We start from the raw sequence: 25,580 nt of genomic DNA, 5'->3' as shown, positions 1-25,580 counted from the left end.
TGCCGGCACCTTCTCCCCGATGGGGAGAAGAGACTCGGGGTGAGCCACTCGCGCCAACCTCCCCTTCGCCCCAACGGGGAGAAGGTGGCCCGAAGGGTCGGATGAGGGGGCCGCGCACGCGACGCTAGCCACCCCCCGAAAACTACCCCCGCGTCACATGCTCCGGCGCATCCAGCGTATCGATCTTCCGCAACTGCGGAAACCCGCTAGCCCACAACGCCGCCACAACCAGCGTCCCGATCCCGCCAATGACCACCGCCGGCACCGCGCCAAACACCGAAGCCATCGTGCCTGCACGAAACTCGCCGAGCTCGTTCGACGCCCCGACAAACACCATGTTGACGGCGTTGACGCGGCCGCGCAGTTGGTCGGGCGTCCAGAGCGCGATCAGGCTCTCGCGCACATAGACCGACACCATGTCGGCCGCGCCCATCAGCGCCAGCGCCGCGATCGACAGCTCGACATTATCAGATAGGCCGAAAGCGATCGTGCCCAGCCCGAACAGCGCCACGCCGACGAACATGTAGACCCCGGCGCGGTGCTTCAGCGGATAGGTCGCAAGCAGCACAGCCATGATGATGGCACCTACACCCGGTGCCGAGCGCAGCAGGCCGAGACCCCAGGGGCCGAGCGTCAGGATATCGCGCGCAAAGATCGGCATCAGCGCCGTGGCGCCACCCAAGAGCACCGCGAAGAGATCGAGCGAGATCGCGCCCAGCACCACCTTCTCGGTGCGGATGAACTTGAAGCCGCCGAGGATCATGTCCCAGCTCTTCGCCTCGCCCGTGGTCTTCTGCGCCGGCTTCGGGATCAGGAAGAGCAGCCCCGCCCCAAGGCCCGCGAACACCACGGCCACCGTGTAGGCCGTATGCGCATTGATGCCGTAGAGCAGGCCGCCGATGACGGGGCCGGTGATCGAGGCGAGCTGCCAGGAAGACGAGTTCCAGGCGATCGCGTTCGAGAGATCGTCGGCGGGCACCAGATTGGGCGCCAAGGACTGCACCGCCGGCGACATGAAGGCGCGCTCGATGCCGAAGACCAGAAGCACCGCGAAAACAGGGATGGGCGAGAAGGTGCCGGTCATGGTCATGCCAAGCAGCGTCAGCGTGCAAAGGGCGGCCACCAGCGAGCACAGCGAGGCGATGGCGCGTCTGTTATAGCGGTCGGCCACCGAGCCGGTAACGAGGATGAGCAGCAGCGAAGGGAGGAACTGCACCAGCCCGATCAGGCCGAGATAGATGGCGCTGCCCGTCTGGTCGTACATCTGCCAACCGACCGCGACGCTGACGATCTGCTGCGAAAACGACAAGAGAAAGCGCGCGAAGAAGAAGCGGGTGTAGGAGGAGTGCCGGAAGGCCGCGAAGCGGTCGCCGTGAGCCGAGATGGACATGATGTCTTTCCAACAAACGGACGAAATATCGTTCCCCGACGCGCCCGTTAAACATGAATTGCCGCGGCATTGCACACGGCTCTTGCCGGTTTAGTCGCCAATGTCTACATGTCTGTCAACAACGAACTGGAGATTGCGATGCTTGCGCTTTTTCAAACCATTGATTTGGCTTTGAATCTTTACACCTGGATTTTGATCGCCAGCGCCATTTTCTCCTGGCTCTACGCGTTCAACGTGATCAATTCCAGCAATCAGTTCGTCAATTCGGTCGGCATGTTCCTCTACAACGTCACCGAACCGGTGCTGCGGCCGATCCGTCGCGTGCTGCCGAACCTCGGCGGTATCGACATCTCGCCGATCATCCTGCTGCTCATCATCTTCTTCATCCGCTCGTTCATGTGGAACACCATCGTGCCGATGGTGTTGCGATAAGGCCCTGGCAGGCCTTTGACGATCATCTCGTCCTCGCCATCAGGCTGACGCCGAATGGCGGGCGGGATCAGCTCGATGGAATTGAGCTGGATGCCGACGGCAGGGCCCATCTGAAGGCCCGCGTCTCGGTCGTTCCCGAGAAGGGCAAGGCCAACAAGGCGCTGATCGCGCTTGTCGCGAAGCAGCTCGGCGCCCCCAAGTCGGCCATCGATCTCGTCTCAGGCGACACGTCGCGTAAAAAAATCCTCCGGATCGATGCCGAGCCGGAGGATCTGATCAAAAAGCTGGAAGCTTTACTAGGCCTGTAATCAGGCCTTTTCCTTCTTGGCGCGTTCGATCGCCTCGAGGATCAGCTGGCCGGCTTCCTTGGCGTCGCCCCAGCCGTAGATCTTCACCCACTTGCCGGGTTCCAGATCCTTGTAGTGCTCGAAGAAGTGCTCGATCTGCTTGAGCGTGATCTCGGGCATATCCGTGTAGTCCTTGACCTTGTCGTAGCGCATGGTCAGCTTCGGCGACGGAACGGCGATGATCTTCTCGTCCTTGCCGGAATTGTCTTCCATCTTCAGAACGCCGATCGGGCGCACGTTGATGACGCAGCCCGGAACCAGCGGGCGGGTGCTGGCGATCAGGACGTCGATCGGGTCGCCATCTTCCGACAGCGTGTGCGGTACGAAGCCGTAGTTACCCGGGTAGGTCATCGGCGTGTAGAGGAAACGGTCGACAACCAGCGTGCCGGCGTCCTTGTCCATCTCGTACTTGATCGGGTGGCCACCGACGGGAACTTCAACGATGACGTTGACGTCCTCAGGTGGGTTCTTGCCAATGGCAATGGCGTCGATGCGCATGCGATTACTCCCGCGACGTGAAATCTTCGCAGCCAGATAATCGGATTCATGCCGCGAAGCAACATGGCACGACCGCGCAGGCACATGATTGTTTTATGATCTGGCCTTCAAAATGCCGGAAAACTGGGCAGAGGCCAAAACTTGGCTCCCCCGCACCTTGTCGTTGAGCAGATCGCTCAGTTCCAGATGAAGCCGATCTTCTTCAAGGGCTTCTCGTCGAAGGTTTCGGTACCCTCGCAATAATCGATGCCGCCATGGCCGCGATAGAACTCCGCGCCGCCCTCGTTCTCTTCGAGGCACCAGACCACCATGCCCTTGCAGCCGAGCGACTTCAAAAGCCGCCGCGCTTCGGAAAACAGCATGTGGCCGAGGCCGATGCCCTGATATTCGGGGCGGAGATAAAGTTCGTAGATCTCGCCTTCCTGCGGCAGCGCGCGGGCGCGGTTGAGACCGAGCGTTGCATAGCCGGCAACCGTTCCGGCGACATCGAGCACGAGCAGCGTCGCCGGTCCGCGTGTCGCCTTGCGCCACCAGCTCTCGCCGCGGCGTTCCACCATCTGCGTCAGCGCCTTGTGCGGAATGATGCCGGCATAGGTATGTTTCCACGCAAGCCGGTGCACCTCCGAGATAGCTCGGGAATCATGCGGCTCGGCCCGCCGAACATCGATCGACAACGTCTTCATAACGCTTACTCTGGCCCGGTCGCGGACAATTAACCATATGCGCTAACGCATTCAGCCGGATTGCCCACAGGGTTAACATGTGGACGACGGCTGAAATTTAACGCTTTTTTAACTATTGCGACAAGAAGGATTCGGCGAACCGCACAAAATAAAAACCCCGGCGCGATGGCCGGGGTTTCGAAGTCTCTTGTGAGCCTGTTCGACTTAGGCGGTCTTCGCCTTGGCGAAGCGCTTGCGGTCGTTGGCATCGAGATACATCTTGCGCAGACGGATCGACTTCGGCGTCACTTCCATCAGCTCGTCGTCCTGGATCCAGGAGAGAGCGCGGTCGAGCGTCATGCGGATCGGCGGCGTCAGCTTGACGGCTTCGTCCTTGCCAGCGGCGCGGATGTTGGTCAGCTGCTTGCCCTTGAGGACGTTGACTTCGAGGTCGTTGTCACGGGAGTGAATGCCGATGATCATGCCCATGTAGACCTTTTCGCCGGGCTCGATCATCATCGGGCCGCGATCTTCCAGGTTGAACATGGCGTAGGCCACGGCTTCGCCGGCAGCGTTCGCGAGGAGAACGCCGTTCGTGCGGCCACCGATTTCACCCTTGTAGGGCTGGTAGTCCTTGAACAGACGGTTCATCACGGCGGTGCCGCGCGTGTCGGTCAGGAGTTCCGACTGGTAGCCGATCAGGCCGCGGGTCGGAGCGTGGAACACCAGGCGAACGCGGTTGCCGCCCGAAGGACGCAGCTCGGTCATTTCAGCCTTGCGCTCGGACATCTTCTGAACGACGACGCCGGAATGTTCTTCATCGACGTCGATGACGACTTCTTCGATCGGCTCCATGGTCTGGCCGCTCTCGTCCTTGTGCATGACGACGCGCGGACGCGACACGGCAAGCTCGAAGCCTTCGCGGCGCATGGTTTCGATCAGAACGGCGAGCTGCAATTCGCCGCGGCCGGAAACGTAGAACGAATCCTTGCCTTCGGCTTCTTCGATCTTCAGCGCGACGTTGCCTTCGGCTTCCTTGAACAGGCGGTCACGGATGACGCGCGAGGTAACCTTGTCGCCTTCGGTGCCGGCGAGCGGGCTGTCGTTGACGATGAAGGACATGGTGACGGTCGGCGGGTCGATCGGCTGCGCGGTCAGCGCTTCGTTGACAGCCGGATCGCAGAAGGTGTCGGCAACCGTGCCCTTGGAGAGGCCGGCGATGGCGACGATGTCGCCTGCATGTGCTTCTTCGATCGAGGTGCGCTCGATGCCGCGGAATGCGAGGATCTTGGAGATACGACCGGTTTCGATCGTCTTGCCATCCTGGCTGAGAACCTTGACGGCCTGGTTCGGCTTGATCGAACCGGAATTGATGCGGCCGGTGATGATGCGACCGAGGAAGTTGTTGGCTTCCAGGATGGTGCCGATCATCGTGAACGGGCCTTCGGCAACCTTCGGCTCCGGAACGTGCTTGAGCACGAGGTCGAGCAGCGGCGCCAGGCCTTCATCCTTCGGACCTTCAGGATTGAAGTTCATCCAGCCATCGCGACCGGAACCGTAGAGGATCGGGAAGTCGAGCTGTTCGTCGGTGGCGTCGAGGCTGGCGAAGAGGTCGAACACTTCGTTGATGACTTCCTCGTGGCGGCCATCGGGACGGTCGATCTTGTTGATCGCGACGATCGGACGGAGGCCGACCTTCAGCGCCTTGGAGACGACGAACTTCGTCTGCGGCATCGGGCCTTCAGAGGAGTCAACGAGAACGATCGCGCCATCCACCATCGACAGGATACGCTCGACTTCACCGCCGAAGTCGGCGTGGCCGGGGGTGTCGACGATGTTAATGCGAACACCCTTCCACTCGACCGAGGTCGCCTTGGCAAGGATCGTGATACCGCGTTCCTTTTCCAGGTCGTTCGAGTCCATCACGCGTTCCGCAACGCGCTGGTTTTCGCGGAACGAGCCGGACTGTTTCAGGAGCTCGTCGACCAGTGTCGTCTTGCCATGGTCAACGTGCGCGATAATCGCGATGTTGCGAAGTGCCATATGTCTATATCTCTGAGGCTGGGGCGCCACGCTGGGAGGGCGCCAATTGCATTGGGGCGGCTCTTACAGTGTTTTTCGCGAATGCGAAAGGGGGGAGCCTGGAATGAGAGGAATGCACGTATAGCACGGATCGCATCAGCTCGTCCTTTCGGGGTCGAGCACCACCCGCCAGAGCTCCTGGTCGTTGCGATCCATCAGCCGCACCGTCAACTGCTCGCTGGCGCCATCGATATCGACAAGCCCGAAGAATTGCATCCCTGCTGATGGCGGCAGGTTCTGCTCGGCACCGCCGGGAGCAGCCTTCATGAACTTCACTTCAGGCCCGAAGGTCATGTCGAGCTCCTGCGGCCCGTAGGTGCCCGAATGCAGCGGCCCGGCCACGAACTCCCAGAACGGCAGGAACTCGCGGAATTTCGCCCGCTCGGGACTGTAGTGATGCGCCGCCGCGTAATGCACGTCGGCCGTCAGCCAGATCATGTTTGATATCCCGGCATCGCGGATGAAGCGCAGGAGGTCGGCGAATTCGAGCTCGCGACCAAGCGGTGCGCCGTTGTCGCCATTGGAGATCGATTCCGATCCGCGCCGATTGCCGTAATCGTCCCAGATCACGAGCCCGATCGGCAGATCGCAGGCGATCACCTTCCACGTCGCCGTCGAGCGCACCAATTCACGCTTCAGCCACGCCACCTGCCGCTCGCCGAATATCCGCGACTGCGGCGAAAGCTTTTCGTCCAGCCCATGGCTGTTCGGCCCGCGATAGGAGCGCAGATCGACGAAAAACACATCGAGCAGCGGCCCATAGGAAACCTTGCGATAGATCCGCCCCGGCTCGGCCGCGACATGGCGCGTCGGTGTCATCTCGTGAAAGGCTTGTGCCGCCCGCGCCGAAAGCACCGCGACCGACTTCTCCTTATAGCGGTCGTCATGGCTGAGATCGGTCGACGGCGACCAGTTGTTCAGCACCTCGTGATCGTCCCACTGGTAGAAGATCGGGCAGACGGCGTTGAGCGACTTTACGTGCTCATCGAGCAGATTATAGGTCCATTGCCCGCGAAACTGCTCGAGCGTCTGGGCGATCTCGCGCTTGGCCTCGGTGACAACACGGTTTTTCCAGACCCCGCCGCCGCGCAGCGAGATCTCGTCTGGAACGGGATTGTCGGCATAGATCGTGTCGCCGGAATGGATCATGAAATCCGGCCGGTGATAGGCGATCGTCGAATAGGTCCGCATCCCCTCCTCATCGATCCCCCACCCCTGCCCCACCGTATCGCCCGACCAGACGAAACGGATGTCGCGGCGGGCAACGGGTGCCGTGCGAAACTGCCCGAGGATCGGCTCCGACCGGCTGTTGATGTCCTGGAGATCCGCCGCGCGGAAGCGGTAGAACACCTCCTGGTCGGCAGGCAGATCGGTAAGCAACAGCTTCGCGGTCAGATCGCTATCGGGCGTGACGTCGATCGGCGGCAGCCTCACGGCATTGGAGAATTTGTCTGATGTCGAATATTCCACGAAGAGCCGCGACGGCCGATCCACCCGCGTCCAGATCATCCCCGAGGTCTGATCGACATCGCCGGATTGCACGCCCGAGGTAAACACCGGCCGGCTGGACGATCCGCGCGCATAATAGGGCATCGCCAGCCCCGCCACGGCAAATCCGCCAACCGCTCCCATCGAGGATAAAAAACGGCGGCGGGTCGGTTCCGTCAGTGTCATCAGGTGGCGCATCCGGCTTGGCAATCGGGACGATCTCCCGCACCCCGCCTATGCCCACCCCACATGTCACCCACTTGACGCCGCCATGACGGTTTTCCGAAGGTTTGGCGACAGTTTTGTGTTGGGATGGGTGGGATTCGCGCCTCGCTTGGCTATCCGAGCAGCCGTCGCTTGCTAACGCTGCGGCAAGCATCACCCCCCTCTGTCCTGCCGGACATCTCCCCCACAAGGGGGGAGATCGACTCGTGGTTAAGCTCTACGCCAAACAATTGAAGTCGGAGCGAGCGGCTGCGTCTAGCCGATCTCCCCACCTGTGGGGGAGATGCCCGGCAGGGCAGAGGGGGGTATCCCACCCACAAAGGCCAAACGGCTATCAACTCAACCGCAAGAGCCCCCCACCCCCTCAGGCATCACTCCCCGCCAACTCCTCGAACGTCGCCAGCCCACGCTTCACCAGCATCGCATCCGGGCTCGGCAGCTTGCCACGGAATGCCCGGTAGGTATCCTCCGGATCGACCGACCCGCCCACCGAATAAACGTGATCGCGCAATTTCCTAGCTATTTCGCCATTGAACGCATCACCCGTCTCCTCGAAGGCCGAAAACGCATCGGCGTCGAGCACTTCCGACCACATGTAGGAGTAATAACCGGCCGAATAACCGCCGGCGAAGATGTGCTGGAAGTGCGGTGAGGCATGGCGCATCACCATCGACTTCGGCATACCGAGCTCCTTCAGCACCGCACCCTGCACCGCCATCGGATCGTCCACCTCGTCCCGCGTATGGAACGCCATGTCGACAAGCGCCGACGAGGTGAATTCCACCGTGTTGAACCCGGCATTGAAGCTGCGCGCCGCCAGCACCTTGTCGAGCAGGACCTGCGGCATCGGCTTGCCGGTCTCGAAATGCACGGCGTACTGCTTGAGGATTTCAGGCACCGTCAGCCAGTGCTCGTAAAGCTGCGACGGCAGCTCGACAAAATCGCGCGACACGCCAGTGCCAGACACCGAGGGATACGTCACGTTGGAGAGCATGCCATGCAGCGCATGGCCGAACTCGTGGAACAGCGTGCGGGCGTCATCAAGCGAAAGCAGCGCCGGCTTGCCCTCGGCCGGCTTGGCGAAGTTGCAGACATTGTAGATGATCGGCAGCTCGCCCTCGGCGCCATTCTTCAGCGGCAGCTTGTGCTGCGACTGGAACGCGCTCATCCAGGCGCCCGAGCGCTTCGACGAGCGGGCGAAATAATCGCCGAGGAACATCGCCACCAGCTTCTCGTCGCGATCGCGGATCTCGAAGACGCGGACATCGGGGTGATAGGCGGCAACGCCCTTTTTCTCCACCGCGTGAATATCGAACAGCCGCCCCGCCACGTCGAAGCAGGCGTCGATGATCTTTTCCAACTGCAGATAGGGCTTCAGCTCCGCCTCTGAGAAATTGAACTTTTGGGCCCGGATCTTTTCGGCGTAGAATCGCCAGTCCCAGGGCATGACCTCGTGGTTCTTGCCCTCGTCGGCGATCAGCCTCGCGATATCCGCCTCTTCCTCGCCGGCCCGCTTCACCGCCTTCACCCAGACCTTCTTCAGAAGATCGTTCACCGCATCCGGCGTCTTCGCCATGGTGTTGTCGAGCTTCAGCTCGGCGAAATTGCCGTAGCCGAGCAGCTTCGCCACCTCACCGCGGAGTTGAAGCGTGTCGCGGATGATGCCGCGATTGTCCGACGGGCCGTCATTCTCGCCACGCGCCACCCAGGCCTTGAACGCCTGTTCGCGCAGCTCGCGGCGCTCGGAGAAGGTCAGGAACGGCTCGATGATCGAGCGCGACAGCGTCACCGCGAACTTGCCGTCCTCGCCGCGCTCGCGCGCCGCCGCCGCCATCGCGTCCTTGAGAAATTCGGGAATGCCTGCGAGATCGTCGCCATCATCCAGGATCAGCGCCCAGCCCTTCTCGTCGGCGAGCACATTCTGGCCGAACTGCGTACCGAGGCCAGCAAGCTTCTCGTTGATGCCGGCGAGCTTTTCCTGCTCGGCCTTCTCAAGCTTGGCGCCCGACTTGACGAAGCCCTTCCAGTGCCGCTCCAGCACCCGCGTCTGCTCCAGCGTCAGCCCGAGCGTTTCGCGCGCTTCCCACAGCGTGTCGATGCGCGCAAAGAGCGCCGCATTCATGCCGATCTTCGAATAATGCCGCGACATCTTCGGCGAGATATCCCGCTCCAGCGCCTGGATCGTGTCATTGGTATGCGCGCCGGCGCGGTTCCAGAACAGGGCCGACACCCGCGAGAGATCGTCACCCGCAAGCTCCAGCGCCACGATCGTATTGTCGAAGGTGGGCGCTTCGGGATTGCCGGCGATCGCATCGATCTCCTCTTCGTGCCGGGCAAGGGCCGCATCGAAAGCCGGCGCGAAATCGCCGTCATTCAGCGCCTCGAAGCGCGGCAGACCATTGAGGCCGTTCCAGTCGGTGAGAGCGGGGTTGGTGGCGGGCATACGGACATCCTTGTTTGGCGGGCTTGTTTGGCGGGCGTGTTGTCTCGGAGACCAATATAGGAAGGCAGCACGGCGATTGGTATCGCCACCTTGAGCGAGCGGCCGCGCCACCTATACGAGAAGTTGATCCCTAAAAATGCTATATAAGAATTAACTATTTGTTAACGATTGACGATTGTGCGGCGCACACGGTATTTTCGCTTAATCTTTTTTAATCGTGGATGCAGGCAATGGAAATCACATCACTGCGGTTTTCGCCGAATTTATCGTTCCGAAAATATTCCGATAATTCGCAATTTAACAACAGCTTGACCGAAACTTTCAGCTCGGCTTCGAATGCGTCATCGACCTTCAGGATCGACGAGGCGACAGCAGCGCAACCCGATTTCTCGTCTATTACCGCCGCCGATCTGCGCAACCACGCGCGCCAGAATTTCGACAACGGCACGCTCGACCAGGACACCTATGCGGCGATCTCCGAACCGCTGCCGATGCATACCATCGACCCGTCAGGCAACATTCTCGATCTCTCCGACGTCACCGACGGCACCAGCTTCAACTTCCGGGACTATTACAAGGACCAGCTGCAGATCGCCATGTCGATCGGTGATCCCGAGACGGTGAAGACCCTGAAATCGGTCGTCAGCTTCCTCGACGTCTGACGCGATAGCGATTGCGCACTGCGCAGGCCGATCAGGCCTTGCGCCACCCCATCAGCCCCGGCGTCGCATGCAGCAGAGCCTGCACGGCAAACCCCATGAATAGCACGCCCGAGCAGCGCACGATCAATCGCTCATGCGCGCGATAGAACCGTCGCACCGCGCCCGTGCCGACAATCGCGATCAGGATCATGTCGGCGACGATGAAGCCGAGGAACGACACGGCAAGCAGTACCGGCAGCGTCTGAAACTGCAGGGCGCTCGCCGAGCCCGCCACCAGCGCCGTGAATGTCGCCAGCGCCACCGGATAGCCCTTCGGATTGGTAACACCGAAGATCAGCCCGCGCCGGAACGGCCGCTCGACAACCATCAGCGCCTGCCCCTCGCCCTTCGGCTTGGCGCGAAACGCGTTCCAGCCGATCCAGGCGAGATAGAAGCCGCAGGCGAGCCCCAGCGCATCGAACACGAAGGTCCCGATCGTCTTGGCGCCGATGATCGCCACCAACGCCAGCGACGCCCACAGCGTATCGCCGACCAGATGCCCACAGACAAACTGCGCCCCCGCCTTCCGCCCCTGCCCGGCCCCGATCCCGAGCAGCGCCAGAAACGCCGGCCCGGGAATGAGCACGTAAAGAAGTGCAGCCAGAAAGGCGCCCGCGAGCAGCGATTGCGTCATGAAGAATCCCCCGTGAAAAGACCGAGATTATGCGGTGTGGCGGGGACGTCAAGCGGGCGCGATAGGAGCGGCACAATTTCGGCAGGCGACACGCGGAAACGATTTGTGCGAAGCGCCGACGACGATATGCTTCGACCTATAGCACGTGCCGATTGAGGATATCATGACCGCAATGCCACCGTCGCCACCTGAGGGAGAAGCCACCATTCCAGGGGACGAATGGGAGCAAGCGCCACCCAATCCTGAGGGCTGGTCGAAAGAGCATCTCGCCGGCCTTTCCGAAGACCTCGCCGATGGGCGCACGACTGCGCTCATGGTCGTTGAAGCCGGCAACCTCGTCTTTCAGTGGGGCGATGTCGAGCAGACATCCAGCATAGCATCCGTTCGAAAGAGCCTGATCAGCATGCTGTACGGAATGTTCATCGCGGAGAACAAGATCGATCCGGGCGCAACCTTGGGTGAGCTGAACATCGACGACACGGTGGGCCTGACAGCCACGGAGAAAACAGCCACGGTGCTCGACCTTCTGAAAGCCCAATCAGGGGTTTACCTGCCTTCGGTCTACGACACCGAACAGGGCCGCCCGCCGCGCGGACATTACCGGCCGGGAAGCCACTGGTTCTATAACAACTGGGATTTCAATGTCCTTGGAACCATCCTGAAACAGCAGACCGGCCAAACCGTATTCGAGGCGTTCGAATCGCGCGTCGCCCGGCCTTTGCGCATGCAGGACTACAGGCAGGAAGACTGCCGCTTTCACGAGGGTCCCGAGTCCCGCCATCCGGTCTACAAGATGCGTCTGTCGGCCCGCGATCTTGCGCGGGTCGGCCTGCTTTATCTTCGAGAAGGGCGATGGGGCTCGACGCAAGTCGTGCCTCGAAACTGGGTCCGCGACAGTATGCGTCCTCATTCGCAAATCGGCGGCGGACGCGGCTACGGCTATCTGTGGTGGACGACCGAGGCCAATGCTCCCAGCGACGACATCAGCACGAATGTGCCGATCTTCTATGCCAGCGGAGCAGGAGGACAGTATATCATTGTTCTCCCCGCGCTCGATCTCGTCGTCGTCCATAGATCGGCCAAGGTGGATCACGGCATCAGCCATGCGCGCATGGGACATATCCTGCGCCAGATCCTCGCAGCCAAAGAGATGCGGCGCTAGTTCGGCCTTGCTGACGGTGGCGGCATCGAAGACCTGGCCGAGCCCCCTCCGCGACACAACAGGCGAGACGACAGGCAGCATTTTCGGCATTGCGACATCCCGTCGCTTGCGCCAAAACAGCAGCTGCCACCTTCCGCCACCAGCCAATCGAGTACCCGCATGCCCCCATTCCGGATGAGCGCAAGGCGAACGAGCATGCTCGGCGCGCTGCTTGCCACCCTCGGCCCGATCTCCATGTCGATCTACACGCCGGCCATGCCGGAGCTGGTGGGCGCCTTTCACACGACGGATTCAGCGATCAAGCTGACGCTGTCGCTTTATTTCGCCGGCTTCTCGATCGCCCAACTGCTCGCCGGCCCGCTGTCGGATGCCTTCGGCCGCCGCGCCGCGACGCTCCTCTTCGTCGGCATCTACATGGTCGGAAGCCTTCTCTCGGCGTTTGCGCCCGGCATCGAATGGCTGCTCGCCGGCCGCCTGATCCAGGGGATCGGCGCCTCGGTCGGGATTACCGTGGCGCGCGCCATCGTCCGCGACCAGTTCACCGGCGCCGACGCCTCCAGGATCATGAACCTGATCGGCATCATGATCGCCATCGGCCCTGCCATTGCGCCGACCGTGGGGGGCCTCGCGCTCGCCGCCTTCGGCTGGCAATCGGTCTTCTTCCTGCTCATCGGCTTCGGCCTGATGATCTGCCTCTCGGTCCTCGTCTTCATGCGCGAGACCAGCACGCCAGACCGCCGCCGCGCTTTGCCCGGCCCGTTGCTGCAGGCCTATGCCGAACTCGCCCGCGAACCGCGCTTCATCTCCGCCTCGCTGGTGCTCGGCGGCTCGATCGGCGCGCTCTACGCCCAGGCGACGATGCTCCCCTTCATCCTGATCAAGGTCGTCGGCCTCTCGCCGACCGCCTTCGGCCTCGGCATGCTGATGCAATCCGGATCCTATTTCCTGGGCTCCGTCGTCCTCAGGATGACCTCGGCAAGGCTCGGCGGCGACGGCTCCGTCCGCGCTGGCCTTGCCCTGCTCGGCCTCTCCGGCATCATGATCGCGCTCTCGGTAGCGCTGGTGACACCGAGCTACCTCTCGATCATGGGCCCGGTCGCCTTTCTGGCCTTCGGCCTCGCCTTCCTCACCCCGCACATGACGACATCGGGCCTCTACCCCTTCCCGCACATCGCCGGCTCCGCCTCGGCGATGATGGGCTTCATCCAGATGGGCGGCGGCTTCACCGGCGGCCTGATCGCCTCGTTGATCGGTGCGCCCCTGATGGCCTTCGGCACCATCATCCCGGTGATGGCTCTGATCGCGATTGCAAGCTACCTCTGGTTCCTGAAGGCCACCCGCCGCGCAGCGAGGGTGTCGCATTCCAGTCTGGGGGAGTGAAGGCGAGGAGCTAGCCGCCGATAAACCATTGAAGTAAAAGCGCAAACACCTCCACTGGCGTCATCCTCGGCCTTGTGCCGAGGATCTAACCACGCCTCCACGAGTTCAAGGTGAGTGGACACTTGGCACTCCCCTCCACAATGCCGCTCCTCGTCGCCAAACATCCATTGACGTCGCGTTCCGGGCAACGTGCTTAGATCCTCGGGACGAGCCCGAGGATGACGGCGGAGGGTGGGGCGATCACCGGCAACCTATTGAATAAGCGATAAAATATACCCGCCGCCCCCAAATACAAAAAGGCCCGCACGAGGCGGGCCTTTCGAAACCAAACCGGCAGATGCCGCTTACTTGCCCAGATTACGCTTGCCGAGCGTGCGCAGGCGCAGCGCGTTGAGCTTGATGAAGCCGGCGGCGTCCTTCTGGTCGTAGGCGCCCTGGTCGTCCTCGAAGGTGACGAGCGTGTCGGAGTAGAGCGACTTGTCGCTTTCGCGGCCGATGACCATGACGTTGCCCTTGTAGAGCTTCAGCGTCACTTCGCCCTCGACATGCTCCTGGCTCTTGTCGATCAGCGCCTGCAGCATTTCGCGTTCTGGCGAGAACCAGAAGCCGTAATAGATCAGCTCGGCGTAGCGCGGCATGATCTCGTCCTTGAGGTGCGCCGCGCCACGGTCGAGCGTGATGCTTTCGATCGCGCGGTGAGCGGACAGCAGGATCGTGCCGCCGGGGGTCTCGTAGACGCCGCGCGACTTCATGCCGACATAGCGGTTCTCGACGAGGTCGAGACGGCCGATGCCGTTGTCGCGGCCGTAGGTGTTCAGCGCTGCGAGCAGCGTCGCCGGGCTCATGCGCACGCCGTTGATCGAGACGGCATCACCCTTTTCGAAGCCGACCTTGATAATGGTGGCCTTGTCGGGTGCGGCTTCCGGCGAAATCGTGCGCATGTGCACGTATTCGGGAGCCTCGACAGCAGGATCTTCCAGAACCTTGCCCTCGGAAGAGGAGTGCAGCAGGTTGGCGTCGACGGAGAACGGCGCTTCGCCCTTCTTGTCCTTGGCAACCGGGATCTGGTGGGCTTCGGCGAAGGCGAGCAGGTCGGTACGCGACTTGAACGACCAGTCGCGCCAGGGAGCGATGATCTTGATGTCGGGGTTCAGCGCGTAGGCCGAAAGCTCGAAGCGAACCTGGTCGTTGCCCTTGCCGGTGGCGCCGTGGGCAATCGCGTCTGCGCCGGTCTTCTTGGCGATGTCGATCAGGTGCTTGGAGATCAGCGGGCGGGCGATCGAGGTGCCGAGCAGATAGACGCCTTCATAGACTGCATTGGCGCGGAACATCGGGAAGACGAAATCGCGCACGAATTCCTCGCGCACGTCCTCGATGTAGATCTCCTTGATGCCGAGCATCTCGGCCTTCTTGCGCGCCGGCTCGAGCTCTTCGCCCTGTCCGAGGTCGGCCGTGAAGGTGACGACTTCGGCGTTAAGCTCGGTCTGCAGCCACTTCAGGATGATCGAGGTGTCGAGACCGCCGGAATAGGCGAGGACGACTTTCTTTACGTCTTTGTGCGATGCCATGATGATGAGATCCGTTGTGCCAGGAGGGTCGCGGCCAGCCGCAAGACCCGGTATCGCCGGGCACTTTTAGCGAGATTGACGCCGGACGCAAGGGCAAGGACGTCGCGGAAGTTCCCGCCGGTTCGGCTTTGCCCGTGGTTTGACTTGCCCTTCGAGATTACCATATCTGGCTGCGAGCGAACAATCCCAGGCGAAAGGCCAAGCCGTGACCGATCTCACCAACATCATCAAGCCCTCCAACGTCGCCGTCATCACCGGTGGCGCCTCGGGCATTGGCCTGGCGGCCGCCAAGCACTTCGCAAGCAAGGGCATGAACGTCGTCATCGCCGATCTCGGCACCGACCGTCTGGCGACAGCGGCAAAGGCGATCGCGGCCGTTTCGAGCGACGACCATGTCTTGGCCGTCGAGACCGACGTCTCCGACAAGGCGGCGCTGCAGGCTCTCGAGCGTCAGGTCACGAAACGCTTCGGAAAGGTGCATGTGCTGATGAACAATGCCGGCATCGGCCCGGAAACCTCGATCTTCAGCGACGACAGCGGCTGGGACGCGATCCTTGGCGTCAACCTCATGGGCGTGGTCAACGGTACCCGCGCCTTCGGCCCCAAGATGCTCGCCCATGGCGAACCGGGCCTGATCATCAACACCGGCTCCAAGCAGGGCATCACCACGCCTCCCGGCAACCCGGCCTACAATGTCTCCAAAGCGGGCGTGAAGGTCTTCACCGAGGCGCTGGAGCACGAGTTGCGCAACACCGAGGGCGGCAAGCTTTCCGCTCACCTCCTGATCCCCGGCTTCGTCTTCACCGGCCTTTCCAAGGGTTTTGGCGGTGAGAAGCCGGCCGCTGCCTGGACGGCCGAGCAGACCGTCGACTTCATGATCGAGAGCCTCGAGAAGGGTGATTTCTATATCCTCTGCCCCGATAACGACGTCGCCCGCCCGGTCGACGAGCGCCGCATGGCCTGGGCCGTCGGCGACATCATCGAGAATCGCCCGCCGCTGTCGCGCTGGCATCCCGATTATGCCGATCGTTTCAAGGCGTTTTTGGAAGCCAAGTAAGAACTGAAGCGATCGGGCCTATTAGAAGGTTTGATTGGTGCATTCCTGGAAAGCCGGATATGAGACATTGCTTTCATATCCGGCTTTACGAGTGTGCCATGGATTTTCTGCCGAGCCTGCCGACGCTTCTCGCCTTCGCCGCCGCCACGCTTTTGCTGGCCGCCACGCCCGGCCCCGACATGACGCTGTCGATCAGCCGATCGCTGGCACAGGGAACCAAGGCTGCGCTCTTCGTGGTGCTCGGCACCAGCCTCGGCATCGTCGTCCACACCATGCTCGTCGCTTTCGGTATCTCGGCGCTGATCACCGCCTCGCCCACCGCCTTCCTGATCCTGAAGACGGGCGGCGCCGGTTATCTCCTCTGGCTTGCCATCCAGGCGGTGCGCTACGGCTCGAAGCTGTCGATCAAGAAGGTTGACGAGGCCAAGGCTACGCCGCTGGCCAACATCTCCTCCGGCTTCTGGGTCAACCTTCTGAACCCCAAGGTCATCATCTTCTTCATGACCTTCCTGCCGCAGTTCGTCAGCGCCGGTGATCCCACGGTGACGCAAAAGCTGATCTTCTTCGGATTCTGCTTCATCCTGATCGGCATGCCCGTCAACGCCGCCGTCGTCTTCGCCGCCGATTGGCTGGCCGGCTGGCTGCAGAACAACAGGAAGGTGCTGCGCGGGATGGACTACACCTTCGCCGGCGTCTTCTCCGTCTTCGCCGCGAAGATCCTGCTCACCCAGGCACGCTGACATCAATAATAAAACCCCGGGAGCGCTTGGCGGTCCCGAGGTCGAAGTAATGCCTGATATCAGCCGATCAGCAGCGCGTCGTCGTCGAGCGTCTGGCCGCGCATCTTGCGGAACATGTCGATCAGGTCCTCGACCTGCAGGTCCTTGCGGTTGTCGCCGGAGACGTCGAGCATTATCTCGCCGCCGTGCAGCATGATGGTGCGGTGGCCATAGTCCAGCGCCTGGCGCATGGAGTGGGTGACCATCAGCGTCGTCAGCTTGCGCTCCGAGACCACGCGGTCGGTGAGGCCCATCACGAACTCGGCCATCCCGGGATCGAGGGCCGCCGTATGCTCGTCGAGCAACAACACCTCGGAGCCGGCAAGCGTCGCCATCACAAGCGAGATCGCCTGGCGCTGACCGCCGGAGAGAAGATCCATGCGGTCCTTCATGCGCGTTTCGAGCCCGAGATTAAGCTCGGCGATGCGTTCGCGGAAATGCTCGCGCCGGCGTGGCCCGAGCGCCGAGGTCAGCCCGCGCCGCTCGCCGCGACGTGCCGCCAGCGCCAGGTTCTCCTCGATCGACAAGGCGCCGCAGCTTCCCGTCAGCGGGTCCTGGAACACGCGGGCGACGAGGCCGGCGCGCGCCGCGGTCGGCTTGCGGGTCACGTCGGTGTGGCCGATCATCACCTGTCCTTCGCTCGCCAGCACATCGCCGGCGAGCACGCCAAGCAGCGTCGACTTGCCGGCGCCGTTGGAGCCGATGACGGTGACGAACGAGCCTTCCTCGATCGTCAGGTTGACGCCATTCAGCGCCTGCTTCTGCAGCGGCGTTCCCTTGCCGAAGACGACCTTGATATCCTTGAGCGAGATCATGACGAGGCACCTCCGCGACGCAGGCGGGGAAGGATGAGCGCCACCGTGACCAGGACGGCGGTGACGAAATTGAGGTCGGAGGCCTGCAGGCCGATCACGTCGCTGGAAAGCGCCAGCTGGATGGCGATGCGGTAGAGGATCGAGCCGATGACGCAGCCGATCAGCGCGATCAAGAGGCCGCGCTTCCCAAGCAGCGTCTCGCCGATGATGACGGCGGCCAGACCGACGACGATGGTGCCGACACCCGAGGTCACGTCGGCGAAGCCGTTGGTCTGCGCAAACAGCGCGCCGCCGAGCGCCACCAGCGCATTGGAGATCGCCATGCCGAGATAGATCTGGCGGTTGGTATCGACGCCCTGGGCGCGGGCCATGCGGGCGTTCGCGCCGGTCGCGCGCATCGCCAGACCGGAATCACTTTCGAGATAGCGCCAGACGACGATGACGGCGATGACAACAAGCACGCCGACGAAGAGCGGACGCACGTAGAAATCACGCAGGCCATGGCCGAAGAACGGGCTGATCATCGTATCGGCATTGATCAGCGCCACGTTCGGCTTGCCCATGACGCGCAGGTTCACGGAAAACAGCGCGATCATCGTCAGGATGGATGCAAGAAGGTTGAGGATCTTGAAGCGCACGTTGAGCATGGCGGTGACCATGCCGGCAGCAGCCCCCGCCGCCATGGCGATCAGCGCCGCCAGCCAGGCATTGACGCCGGCAATGATCAGCACCGCGGTGACGGCGGCGCCGAGCGGAAACGAGCCGTCGACGGTCAGATCCGGAAAATCGAGCACACGGAATGCGAGGTAAACGCCGAGCGCGACGAAGGCATAGACCAACCCCAGCTCCACGGCTCCCCAGAATGCGATCTGACTCAAGGCTTTTGCCCTTTCTTGTGCTGTTTCCGTGGCGAAAGACCCCTCCCAACCCTCCCCACAAGGGGGAGGGCTTAACCCAGCCGATCCGCTCTACCACGATTGGGGCAGGCGGGTGCCACGGGTCTTCTCCCCCCTTGTGGGGGAGATGGCCAGCAGGCCAGAGAGGGTCTTCATCTCTATGCGATCAGCCGCCCCCGTGCAAACGGGAGCGGCTGATCATTCAGGTCTCTATAGTTGACTGTATCAGTCGATCGTCTTCGTCGCGCGCTTCAGCACGCTCTCAGGCAGTGTCACGCCCATCTTGGCGGCCGCGCCCTTGTTGATGACGAGATCGCTGCCGGCGGCGACCTTGACCGGGATATCGCCGGGGTTCTCGCCCTTCAGGATGCGAACGACGATTTCGCCGGTCTGCTTGCCGACGTCGTAGTAGTTGAAGCCGAGAGCGGCGACCGAGCCGCGCGAGACGGAATCCGTATCAGCGGTGAAGAGCGGCAGCTTGGCTTCTTCGGCAACGGCCACGGCACCCTCGAGCGCAGAAATGATCGTGTTGTCCGTGGGCACGTAGATCGCATCGGCGCGGCCGACGAGCGCGCGGGCCGCACCCTGCACTTCGGCGGACTTGGTGGCGGCGGATTCGACGACCTTGAGGCCGGCCTTTTCAGCCTCGACCTTCAGCACGGCGAGCAGCGACACGGAGTTCGCTTCACCGGAATTGTAGAGGTAGCCGATCGTCTTGGCGTTCGGCAGGATTTCCTTGATCAGCGCCACATGCTCGGCAACCGGCGACATGTCGGAAAGGCCGGTGACGTTGCCGCCGGGCTTGTCCATGTTCTTGACCAGCTGCGCGCCGAGCGGATCGGACACGGCGGTGAAGACGACGGGGATGTCGCGGGTGGAGGAAACCACGGCCTGCGCCGAAGGGGTCGAGATCGGAACGATGACGTTGGGGCCGTCACCGGCGAACTGGCGGGCGATCTGGGCTGCGGTCGCGGGGTTGCCCTGCGCCGACTGGAACACGAACTTCAGGTTCTCGCCCTCCTTGTAGCCGGCAGCCGTCAGCATGTCGAGAACGCCCTTGCGGGCAGCGTCGAGCGCCGGATGTTCGACGATCGCGGTAACCGCAACGGTCACGTCTTCGGCTTTTGCGGGAAGGGAAAGGGCAAGGGTCGCAGCCACGGCAGCGAGCAGTACAGAACGCATGGGTATCCTCCAATTATGATTTTGGGCCGCTTGTAGAAAAAGCGGCCCTTAAAATCAATCATTAGAAGATGCTGAGAGGATCAAACTTGCTGATCACTCGCGCAAACATCAGTCATCCGAGCCGTGGTTGGCGATCATCATCGCTTCGAAGGCCAGTCGTTCGGTCTTGCGCATGCGCTCCGATTCCGACTTCAGCTGGCCGCAGGCGGCGAGAATGTCGCGGCCGCGCGGCGTGCGGATCGGCGAGGCATAGCCGGCCGAGTTGATGAAATCGGCGAATTTCTCGATCTGCGCCCAGTCGGAGCACTGGTAGTTGGTGCCCGGCCAGGGGTTGAACGGAATGAGGTTGATCTTCGCCGGCACGCCCTTGAGCAGCTGGATCAGCCCCTTGGCGTCCTCCAGGCTGTCGTTGACATCCTTCAGCATCACATATTCGAAGGTGATGCGGCGGGCGTTGGAGAGCCCCGGATACTTGCGGCAGGCGTCGATCAGCTCCTTCAGCGGATACTTCTTGTTGATCGGCACCAGGATGTCGCGCAGGTCGTCGCGCACCGCATGCAGCGAGATCGCCAGCATGACGCCGATCTCGTCGCCGGTGCGGAAGATTTCCGGCACGACGCCCGAGGTCGAGAGCGTGACGCGACGCTTGGAGAGCGACAATCCGTCACCGTCGGTGGCGATCAGGAGTGCCTGCTTGACGCTGTCGAAATTGTAGAGCGGCTCGCCCATGCCCATCATCACGATGTTACTGACCTTGCGGCCCTCGGCCGGCATGATCGTGCCCTGCGGCGCTTCGCGATCGGGGAAGTCGCCGAGCCGGTCGCGGGCGAGCAAGAGCTGCGACAGGATTTCTTCCGCCGTCAGGTTGCGCACCAGGCGCTGCGTGCCGGTGTGACAGAAGGAACAGGTGAGCGTGCAGCCGACCTGGCTGGAAATGCAGAGCGTGCCGCGGCCTTCTTCGGGAATATAGACCGCCTCGATCTCGACGGGACGACCAGCGCCGCGCGCCGGGAAGCGCAGCAGCCACTTGCGGGTACCGTCGTTGGAGACCTGCTCCTCGACGATCTCGGGCCGAGCGATCGTGAAATGCGTCTTCAGCGTCTCGCGCATGTCCTTGGAGATATTGGCCATGTGGTCGAAGTCGGAGACCCCGCGCACATAGATCCAGTTCCAGAGCTGCGCCACGCGCATCTTGATCTGCTTTTCCGGCACGCCCTTTTCGCGCAGCGCGGCGCCCATCTCCTCGCGGGTGAGGCCGATCAGCGACGGCTTCGGCAATGCTTCGCCGCGCGCCGGCTGGTTGCCTGCGGGCTTGAGAACGGTCATCGCATCCATGACGGACATTTAATCTAATCCCGAATTCAACATGCGATCCTCCCGATAGTCCGAATGACTGGCGGGCGGAGCGGGCATGAAGGCAGAAAGTGAATGCGGAACTTGGCGGCCAAGCCGCGATCCATCCGCTGTTGTGCGCGCCTTTAGCATCATTTTTGCCATCCGTCACTATAGATGGAAACGACGAAGGCCGGCGCAAGGGGATGGGGTGTGGGGGAATACATGTTTAGCGGCATGCCGGGTGGCCCCCTCATCCGCCTGCCGGCACCTTCTCCCCGCTGGGGAGAAGAGACTTGGGAGCCGGCCACTCGCTCCATCTTCCCTTCGCCCCAGCGGGGAGAAGGTGGCCCGAAGGGTCGGATGAGGGGGCTCCGGGCGCGACCTAACCGATCGCAAAGCACCACCTCTCCACCCAAAATCAGACCTTACTTGCAGCTTTCGATCTGCTTCAGCGAAGCGGAAATGCCGGCCAGCGAATAGCTGTAGGACGTTGCCGTGCCCTTGCGCGAGGTGGCGTTGACGGTCATCGAGTGGCCGCCCTTCATGGCGGCGACCAGTGCCGGCTCCTGCGCGGCGTTCTCGACCCAGCCGGCCTTGTCCTTGGTGAACATCACGAAGGTCTTGTTGTCGATGACGACGTTGATCTTCGAGGCGTCCTTGACGGTGTAGCCCATCATCGCCTGCGGCTCGTAGGAGATGTTCTGGCCCGGGCGCTGCGAGACGATGAAGAAGTTCTCGCCATGGTCGATGCCGGCGGGCTTCTTTTCGGTCGGCACCGAGAGGACGTAGCAGACGGTGCTGTTGCCCTGCTTGTAGGAATAGGCGCCCCATGCCTGGAACTGCTGAATGCGGGTCGGCGCGGTGGAAGCGGCGGCGGCTGGCTGCTGCGCGGCGGCTGCGGGCTTCTTGGACTGTGCGGATGCGATGCCGGCGCCGGCGAGAACGAGGGAAAGGGCGAGTACGGTACTTTTTACAAACATGGATATTCCTGCCGGTTCTTGCGATTCGAGCCCGAGCGAGCGGGCGGCGCATAATCACGATCTGCTTTATTTTGACTTAATTCAGGTTACCAAAGCGTCAACGCAGGCCGCGAGAAGTCCGTGCCTGTGCCATTTCCACCCGGGTGTCAATGTTGAGCGCCGGATTAACGCTCGGGATGATGTAGTCCGGAAATGATCTGAAACCATCGCTCTTAAGGAATTTAAGACATAAAGATAACGGCAAGAGTTTGACGTTTCGAAAAACCGATGTACGTGAATAAGGAGTGGAAATCCGTCAAGGATTTCATCGAGCCAGGGGGCTTTCGAACGGAATGGACGCCGAGGACAAACAGCGCTTCGCTGCCCTAGCTGGGGCTGTGGCGGAACGCCGCGACCAGCAGGCGTTCGCCATCCTGTTCGACTATTTCGCCCCACGCCTGAAATCCTGGCTTCTCAGGCAGAAAATGACCGCAAGCGAGGCCGAAGAGCTCGTACAGGAGGTCATGATCGTGCTCTGGCACAAGGCCGATCTCTATGACGCCACGCGCTCGTCGCTCTCCACCTGGCTCTTCCGCATTGCCCGCAATCGCCGCATCGACCTGCAGCGCCGCGCCCGCGCCCGCATCCTCGACGAGGACGATCCGGCGCTGCAGCCGACCGCCGAGATCGGCGCCGACGAGCTAGTCGCCAATGGCGATCGCGATGCACAAGTTCGTGAAGCGGTGAGCCAACTGCCCGAAGAGCAACGCGAAATGCTCCGCGCCGCCTTCTTCCTCGGCCAATCCCACTCCGAAATCGCCGAATCGACCGGCCTGCCGCTCGGCACCGTCAAATCCCGCATCCGGCTCGCCTTCGGCAAGCTGAAGAAGGTGCTGGAAGCGGAAAACGCGTGAGCGCGATCTCTCTTAGGTAAAACAGGTGCGGTCCAAAGCCACGCCCAGACCAAACAGCCGGCCTACTACACCGTCTTCATATCCTCGGGCCGCACGCGATCGGGCGCGTCTTGCAGCGCCTTGTCGGCGGCTTCGTAGTGGTTGGGGCGGATGTGGCGGTTGACCATGGCGAAGGCGGCCGAGAGGACGGCGATGTCGTCGGTGAAGCCGATGCCGACAAGCACGTCGGGGATCATGTCGACGGGGAGCACGAAATAGGCGAGTGCGGCGAGCAGCGTGCCGCGCACCTTGAGCGGCGTCTCACGGTCGAGCGCGCAGTAATAGGCGGCTACGACATCGCGCGAGAACGGGATCTTGCGCGCCGCCTTGCGGAAGGTCGGCCAGAATTTCTGCCGAACGCTCTTCTCCCGCCGCTCCTGCGTTTCTTCATCGCCCGGCAGCAGGATTTCACCGTATTTGACGTCGTCCATGTCCACTTGGCCCTTTGTGCTCCAGTTGGCCCCTTTCAGGTCAGCCCGAATATGGGGGGTCTTCGGCTGCGATTCAATCGATCCGCCGCGCCGCCGCCTTCTCCATCAGGCCCGCCAGCTTGAAATCGAGCTCCGTCAGCCCGTCGGCCGAATGGGTGCTCAGCGTCACATCGACCTTGGAATAGACGTTGAACCATTCCGGATGATGATCGAGCTTTTCGGCTGCAAGGGCTACCTCCGTCATGAAGCCGAAGGCCTCGACGAAGTTCTTGAACTTGTAGCTCTTGGTGATCGACTTGCCGCCGTCGCCAAGCGACCAGCCGTCGAGTTTCGCCAGTTCATCGCTGATCGCCTGGCGTTCCAGTTTGTCCCGTTTCATGCGATTGTCCTTTGCGTTCACCATGGGTCTCTTATGAAACGCACCAGTATCCTGTTTGTTTGCATGGGCAATATCTGCCGTTCGCCGCTGGCCGAAGGCGTCTTCAGCCACCTCGTCGCCGAAGCCGGCCTCTCCGACCGCTTTCTCGTCGATTCCGCCGGTACCGGCAGCTGGCATGAGGGCGATGAGCCCGACAGACGGTCGATCGCGACTGCCCGCCATCACGACATAGACATATCAGCTCAGCGCGCGCGGCGCATCCGCGAGCATGATTTTGCCGATTTCGACCTGATCATCGCCATGGACCGAAACAACGTCGCGGCCTTGAAGGCGCTCGATCCCGAGGCAGGGAACATCCATCTGTTCGGCGATCTAGCGCTCGGGAGCGGAGAGGATATCCCCGATCCCTATTATGGCGGCGGCGACGGCTTCGAGGCCGTTTATGCCAGGCTCTTGGCCGGCTGCAGGAAGCTGTTGTCGACGCTCGGCGCCGACAGCGCCTCGCGCAGCGGGAACACCTCTTCCGTCAGATAGGGCCCGCCGCCCACCGAATCGCGCGACGAGAGAAGCACGAAGCGCGGCACGGTGAAGGATGCGGTCTGGAAATTGCCGCGTCCGGCGAGATAGTGCACCACATCGTCGACGCGCGAGGATTTCAGCCGCGCCAGCGTTACATGCGGGGTGAACTTGCGCGGATCAGGAGAAAGGCCGATCCGCTGGCAGATCCGCTCGATTTCGGCCTGCAGCGCATACATTTCGGGATTTTGCGTCACGCCGGCCCAAACCGAATGCGGCTTCTTGGAACCGAAAGCGCCGATACCGTCGAGCTTGATCTGGAACTCCGGCCTGTCGATGCGGTCGAGCCGGTCGACGATCTCGTCTGCCGTGCGATTATCGACATCGCCGATGAAGCGCAGGGTGATGTGGTAATTTTCCACATCGATCCATCGGGCGCCAGGGAGACCACCGCGCAACAATGACAGGCTCATCGCCGCATTGCGCGGAATTTCGAGGGCGGTAAACAGTCTCGGCATAACGAGCACTCCCCGAATCTTTTGCAGGTGCTCACACGGAATCACGCATTGATCACGTGCGCAAGTCCCTAATTCTTCACAGTCGGCAACGTTCCAATGAATTGTGTGATTGCCGGTTCCATCTTTTGAACCATGGTATCCACGCCTTTGGAATTGGGGTGCATGCCGTCTTCCAGCTTCAGCGACGCATCGAGAACGACGCCGTCGAGGAAGAACGGATAGAGCGTAAGCCCATGTTTTTTAGCGAGTTTCTCGTAGATCGGGTTGAACCGCGCCGCGTAGTCGCCGCCCATGTTCGGCGGCGCCATCATGCCGGCGAGAAAGACCGCGATCCCGCGTTCCTTGAGCCGGGTAATCATTTGGTCGAGGTTCTTCTGACTTTGTTCGGGCGCGATACCCCGGAGCGCATCGTTGGCGCCGAGCTCCAGAATGACCCCATCGGTGCCATCGGGCACCGACCAGTCGATGCGCGAAAGCCCGCCGGTCGTGGTGTCGCCGGAGACACCTGCGTTCGCCACCGTAACATCGAGGCCCTTGGCCTTGAGCGCCGCCTGCAGTTTCTCCGGAAAGCCGTCGCCGGGCGGCAACTGGTATCCCGCCATCAGGCTGTCGCCGAAGCCGACGAGATTGATCGTGCGCGCCTGCGCTGAAACCGAAAGCATCATCGAAAAGACGATGACAGCGATGTGAAGACCCGCAACTTTAAATCTCATTCCATTGTCCCTAAATTGGCGGCAGCTGGGCTTTC

Annotated in this window: 26 protein-coding genes; 9 read left to right on the top strand and 17 right to left on the bottom strand. The window is 62.0% G+C overall.

What is annotated here, in order from left to right:
• Positions 1 to 142: 142 nt before the first annotated feature.
• Entirely contained in the window at positions 143 to 1,390 is a 1,248-nt protein-coding gene (locus tag D460_RS0129885; protein WP_018902293.1) for an MFS transporter, read from the bottom strand.
• A gap of 108 nt (positions 1,391 to 1,498) precedes the next feature.
• On the opposite strand from D460_RS0129885, the gene D460_RS36605 reads away from it, so the two are divergent.
• Positions 1,499 to 1,822 carry a YggT family protein gene (locus D460_RS36605; protein ID WP_026283700.1) on the top strand — a complete coding sequence of 108 codons (324 nt, stop codon included), beginning with the start codon at positions 1,499 to 1,501 and terminating at the stop codon, positions 1,820 to 1,822.
• A complete protein-coding gene (locus D460_RS36600) occupies positions 1,789 to 2,130 on the top strand; it encodes a DUF167 domain-containing protein (RefSeq protein WP_018902291.1) in 342 nt (113 codons plus the stop codon). Before D460_RS36605 ends, D460_RS36600 begins: the two co-directional genes overlap by 34 nt.
• Here the strand turns inward: D460_RS36600 and ppa are convergent, their stop codons facing one another.
• From ppa to D460_RS0129850, 5 genes are all read right to left on the bottom strand, one after another.
• Complete coding sequence (gene ppa / locus D460_RS0129870) at positions 2,131 to 2,667, bottom strand: inorganic diphosphatase (RefSeq protein WP_018902290.1); 537 nt, start codon at positions 2,665 to 2,667, stop codon at positions 2,131 to 2,133.
• A gap of 176 nt (positions 2,668 to 2,843) precedes the next feature.
• A complete protein-coding gene (locus D460_RS0129865) occupies positions 2,844 to 3,350 on the bottom strand; it encodes a GNAT family N-acetyltransferase (protein WP_018902289.1) in 507 nt (168 codons plus the stop codon).
• 204 nt (positions 3,351 to 3,554) lie between these two features.
• Positions 3,555 to 5,372, bottom strand: a complete 1,818-nt coding sequence (typA, locus tag D460_RS0129860; protein WP_018902288.1) for a translational GTPase TypA — start codon at positions 5,370 to 5,372, stop codon at positions 3,555 to 3,557.
• 135 nt (positions 5,373 to 5,507) lie between these two features.
• A complete protein-coding gene (locus tag D460_RS0129855; RefSeq protein ID WP_155947888.1) occupies positions 5,508 to 7,085 on the bottom strand; it encodes an alkaline phosphatase D family protein in 1,578 nt (525 codons plus the stop codon).
• A gap of 403 nt (positions 7,086 to 7,488) precedes the next feature.
• Positions 7,489 to 9,567: a M3 family metallopeptidase gene (locus D460_RS0129850; protein WP_018902286.1), complete on the bottom strand. Its 2,079-nt coding sequence runs from the start codon at positions 9,565 to 9,567 to the stop codon at positions 7,489 to 7,491.
• A 230-nt stretch (positions 9,568 to 9,797) separates the two neighbouring features.
• Here D460_RS0129850 and D460_RS0129845 point away from each other — a divergent pair, with 230 nt between their 5' ends.
• On the top strand, positions 9,798 to 10,229 hold the full coding sequence (locus D460_RS0129845) for a hypothetical protein (protein ID WP_018902285.1): 432 nt from the start codon (positions 9,798 to 9,800) through the stop codon (positions 10,227 to 10,229).
• A gap of 31 nt (positions 10,230 to 10,260) precedes the next feature.
• Here the strand turns inward: D460_RS0129845 and D460_RS0129840 are convergent, their stop codons facing one another.
• A complete protein-coding gene (locus tag D460_RS0129840; RefSeq protein ID WP_018902284.1) occupies positions 10,261 to 10,902 on the bottom strand; it encodes a LysE family translocator in 642 nt (213 codons plus the stop codon).
• Between the two features lie 163 nt (positions 10,903 to 11,065).
• Here D460_RS0129840 and D460_RS0129835 point away from each other — a divergent pair, with 163 nt between their 5' ends.
• Complete coding sequence (locus D460_RS0129835) at positions 11,066 to 12,064, top strand: serine hydrolase (protein WP_018902283.1); 999 nt, start codon at positions 11,066 to 11,068, stop codon at positions 12,062 to 12,064.
• 195 nt (positions 12,065 to 12,259) lie between these two features.
• Entirely contained in the window at positions 12,260 to 13,444 is a 1,185-nt protein-coding gene (locus D460_RS0129830) for a multidrug effflux MFS transporter (RefSeq protein WP_018902282.1), read from the top strand.
• A gap of 344 nt (positions 13,445 to 13,788) precedes the next feature.
• Here D460_RS0129830 and D460_RS0129825 read toward each other — a convergent pair whose 3' ends face one another.
• Positions 13,789 to 15,012 carry an argininosuccinate synthase gene (locus tag D460_RS0129825; RefSeq protein ID WP_018902281.1) on the bottom strand — a complete coding sequence of 408 codons (1,224 nt, stop codon included), beginning with the start codon at positions 15,010 to 15,012 and terminating at the stop codon, positions 13,789 to 13,791.
• Between the two features lie 205 nt (positions 15,013 to 15,217).
• Between D460_RS0129825 and D460_RS0129820 the strand changes: the two genes are divergently transcribed.
• Entirely contained in the window at positions 15,218 to 16,069 is an 852-nt protein-coding gene (locus D460_RS0129820) for an SDR family NAD(P)-dependent oxidoreductase (RefSeq protein WP_018902280.1), read from the top strand.
• 98 nt (positions 16,070 to 16,167) lie between these two features.
• The gene (locus tag D460_RS0129815; protein WP_018902279.1) at positions 16,168 to 16,809 is read left to right on the top strand and encodes a LysE family translocator; all 642 of its coding nucleotides are present in this window, start codon (positions 16,168 to 16,170) and stop codon (positions 16,807 to 16,809) included.
• Between the two features lie 59 nt (positions 16,810 to 16,868).
• On the opposite strand, the gene D460_RS0129810 is transcribed toward D460_RS0129815, so the two are convergent.
• The 5 genes from D460_RS0129810 to D460_RS0129790 form a co-directional block, all read right to left on the bottom strand.
• Positions 16,869 to 17,663: an ABC transporter ATP-binding protein gene (locus D460_RS0129810; RefSeq protein ID WP_018902278.1), complete on the bottom strand. Its 795-nt coding sequence runs from the start codon at positions 17,661 to 17,663 to the stop codon at positions 16,869 to 16,871.
• Positions 17,660 to 18,541, bottom strand: a complete 882-nt coding sequence (locus tag D460_RS0129805; protein ID WP_026283698.1) for an ABC transporter permease — start codon at positions 18,539 to 18,541, stop codon at positions 17,660 to 17,662. Before D460_RS0129805 ends, D460_RS0129810 begins: the two co-directional genes overlap by 4 nt.
• 243 nt (positions 18,542 to 18,784) lie before the next feature.
• A complete protein-coding gene (locus D460_RS0129800; protein ID WP_018902276.1) occupies positions 18,785 to 19,741 on the bottom strand; it encodes an ABC transporter substrate-binding protein in 957 nt (318 codons plus the stop codon).
• Positions 19,742 to 19,849: 108 nt separating this feature from the next.
• Positions 19,850 to 21,085: a 23S rRNA (adenine(2503)-C(2))-methyltransferase RlmN gene (rlmN, locus tag D460_RS0129795; protein WP_018902275.1), complete on the bottom strand. Its 1,236-nt coding sequence runs from the start codon at positions 21,083 to 21,085 to the stop codon at positions 19,850 to 19,852.
• A 416-nt stretch (positions 21,086 to 21,501) separates the two neighbouring features.
• Positions 21,502 to 22,056 (bottom strand): invasion associated locus B family protein, encoded by a 555-nt coding sequence (locus tag D460_RS0129790; RefSeq protein WP_018902274.1) that lies wholly within the window; start codon positions 22,054 to 22,056, stop codon positions 21,502 to 21,504.
• A gap of 332 nt (positions 22,057 to 22,388) precedes the next feature.
• Here D460_RS0129790 and D460_RS0129785 point away from each other — a divergent pair, with 332 nt between their 5' ends.
• Positions 22,389 to 22,949, top strand: coding sequence for a sigma-70 family RNA polymerase sigma factor (locus tag D460_RS0129785; RefSeq protein WP_018902273.1), 561 nt, complete (start codon positions 22,389 to 22,391; stop codon positions 22,947 to 22,949).
• Positions 22,950 to 23,014: 65 nt separating this feature from the next.
• On the opposite strand, the gene D460_RS0129780 is transcribed toward D460_RS0129785, so the two are convergent.
• Together D460_RS0129780 and D460_RS0129775 are read right to left on the bottom strand one after the other, a co-directional pair.
• On the bottom strand, positions 23,015 to 23,419 hold the full coding sequence (locus tag D460_RS0129780) for a YkvA family protein (protein WP_018902272.1): 405 nt from the start codon (positions 23,417 to 23,419) through the stop codon (positions 23,015 to 23,017).
• Between the two features lie 73 nt (positions 23,420 to 23,492).
• Positions 23,493 to 23,798, bottom strand: a complete 306-nt coding sequence (locus tag D460_RS0129775) for a 4a-hydroxytetrahydrobiopterin dehydratase (protein WP_026283697.1) — start codon at positions 23,796 to 23,798, stop codon at positions 23,493 to 23,495.
• Between the two features lie 33 nt (positions 23,799 to 23,831).
• Between D460_RS0129775 and D460_RS35620 the strand changes: the two genes are divergently transcribed.
• Positions 23,832 to 24,332, top strand: coding sequence for a low molecular weight protein-tyrosine-phosphatase (locus D460_RS35620; protein WP_081620009.1), 501 nt, complete (start codon positions 23,832 to 23,834; stop codon positions 24,330 to 24,332).
• Here D460_RS35620 and thpR read toward each other — a convergent pair.
• Together thpR and D460_RS0129760 are read right to left on the bottom strand one after the other, a co-directional pair.
• Positions 24,239 to 24,832, bottom strand: coding sequence for an RNA 2',3'-cyclic phosphodiesterase (gene thpR / locus D460_RS0129765; RefSeq protein WP_018902269.1), 594 nt, complete (start codon positions 24,830 to 24,832; stop codon positions 24,239 to 24,241). The genes D460_RS35620 and thpR overlap by 94 nt on opposite strands.
• 68 nt (positions 24,833 to 24,900) lie before the next feature.
• A complete protein-coding gene (locus D460_RS0129760; RefSeq protein WP_018902268.1) occupies positions 24,901 to 25,545 on the bottom strand; it encodes an arylesterase in 645 nt (214 codons plus the stop codon).
• Positions 25,546 to 25,580 lie beyond the last annotated feature (35 nt).

The sequence above is a fragment of the Rhizobium sp. 2MFCol3.1 genome, assembly GCF_000377565.1.
Taxonomy (GTDB): domain Bacteria; phylum Pseudomonadota; class Alphaproteobacteria; order Rhizobiales; family Rhizobiaceae; genus Rhizobium.
Note: the sequence above shows the minus strand (reverse complement) of the source record. Positions and strands in the feature narration are given on the sequence as shown.

Excerpts from the sequence above, each read along its gene's own strand:
- D460_RS0129885 (WP_018902293.1), bottom strand. The coding sequence starts at position 1,390 with ATGTCCATCTCGGCTCACGGCGACCGCTTCGCGGCCTTCCGGCACTCC.
- D460_RS36605 (WP_026283700.1), top strand. The coding sequence starts at position 1,499 with ATGTCTGTCAACAACGAACTGGAGATTGCGATGCTTGCGCTTTTTCAA.
- ppa (WP_018902290.1), bottom strand. The coding sequence starts at position 2,667 with ATGCGCATCGACGCCATTGCCATTGGCAAGAACCCACCTGAGGACGTC.
- D460_RS0129865 (WP_018902289.1), bottom strand. The coding sequence starts at position 3,350 with ATGAAGACGTTGTCGATCGATGTTCGGCGGGCCGAGCCGCATGATTCC.
- typA (WP_018902288.1), bottom strand. The coding sequence starts at position 5,372 with ATGGCACTTCGCAACATCGCGATTATCGCGCACGTTGACCATGGCAAG.
- D460_RS0129855 (WP_155947888.1), bottom strand. The coding sequence starts at position 7,085 with ATGACACTGACGGAACCGACCCGCCGCCGTTTTTTATCCTCGATGGGA.
- D460_RS0129850 (WP_018902286.1), bottom strand. The coding sequence starts at position 9,567 with ATGCCCGCCACCAACCCCGCTCTCACCGACTGGAACGGCCTCAATGGT.
- D460_RS0129845 (WP_018902285.1), top strand. The coding sequence starts at position 9,798 with ATGGAAATCACATCACTGCGGTTTTCGCCGAATTTATCGTTCCGAAAA.
- D460_RS0129840 (WP_018902284.1), bottom strand. The coding sequence starts at position 10,902 with ATGACGCAATCGCTGCTCGCGGGCGCCTTTCTGGCTGCACTTCTTTAC.
- D460_RS0129835 (WP_018902283.1), top strand. The coding sequence starts at position 11,066 with ATGACCGCAATGCCACCGTCGCCACCTGAGGGAGAAGCCACCATTCCA.
- D460_RS0129830 (WP_018902282.1), top strand. The coding sequence starts at position 12,260 with ATGCTCGGCGCGCTGCTTGCCACCCTCGGCCCGATCTCCATGTCGATC.
- D460_RS0129825 (WP_018902281.1), bottom strand. The coding sequence starts at position 15,012 with ATGGCATCGCACAAAGACGTAAAGAAAGTCGTCCTCGCCTATTCCGGC.
- D460_RS0129815 (WP_018902279.1), top strand. The coding sequence starts at position 16,168 with ATGGATTTTCTGCCGAGCCTGCCGACGCTTCTCGCCTTCGCCGCCGCC.
- D460_RS0129810 (WP_018902278.1), bottom strand. The coding sequence starts at position 17,663 with ATGATCTCGCTCAAGGATATCAAGGTCGTCTTCGGCAAGGGAACGCCG.
- D460_RS0129800 (WP_018902276.1), bottom strand. The coding sequence starts at position 19,741 with ATGCGTTCTGTACTGCTCGCTGCCGTGGCTGCGACCCTTGCCCTTTCC.
- rlmN (WP_018902275.1), bottom strand. The coding sequence starts at position 21,085 with ATGTCCGTCATGGATGCGATGACCGTTCTCAAGCCCGCAGGCAACCAG.
- D460_RS0129790 (WP_018902274.1), bottom strand. The coding sequence starts at position 22,056 with ATGTTTGTAAAAAGTACCGTACTCGCCCTTTCCCTCGTTCTCGCCGGC.
- D460_RS0129785 (WP_018902273.1), top strand. The coding sequence starts at position 22,389 with ATGGACGCCGAGGACAAACAGCGCTTCGCTGCCCTAGCTGGGGCTGTG.
- D460_RS0129780 (WP_018902272.1), bottom strand. The coding sequence starts at position 23,419 with ATGGACGACGTCAAATACGGTGAAATCCTGCTGCCGGGCGATGAAGAA.
- D460_RS0129775 (WP_026283697.1), bottom strand. The coding sequence starts at position 23,798 with ATGAAACGGGACAAACTGGAACGCCAGGCGATCAGCGATGAACTGGCG.
- D460_RS35620 (WP_081620009.1), top strand. The coding sequence starts at position 23,832 with ATGAAACGCACCAGTATCCTGTTTGTTTGCATGGGCAATATCTGCCGT.
- thpR (WP_018902269.1), bottom strand. The coding sequence starts at position 24,832 with ATGCCGAGACTGTTTACCGCCCTCGAAATTCCGCGCAATGCGGCGATG.
- D460_RS0129760 (WP_018902268.1), bottom strand. The coding sequence starts at position 25,545 with ATGAGATTTAAAGTTGCGGGTCTTCACATCGCTGTCATCGTCTTTTCG.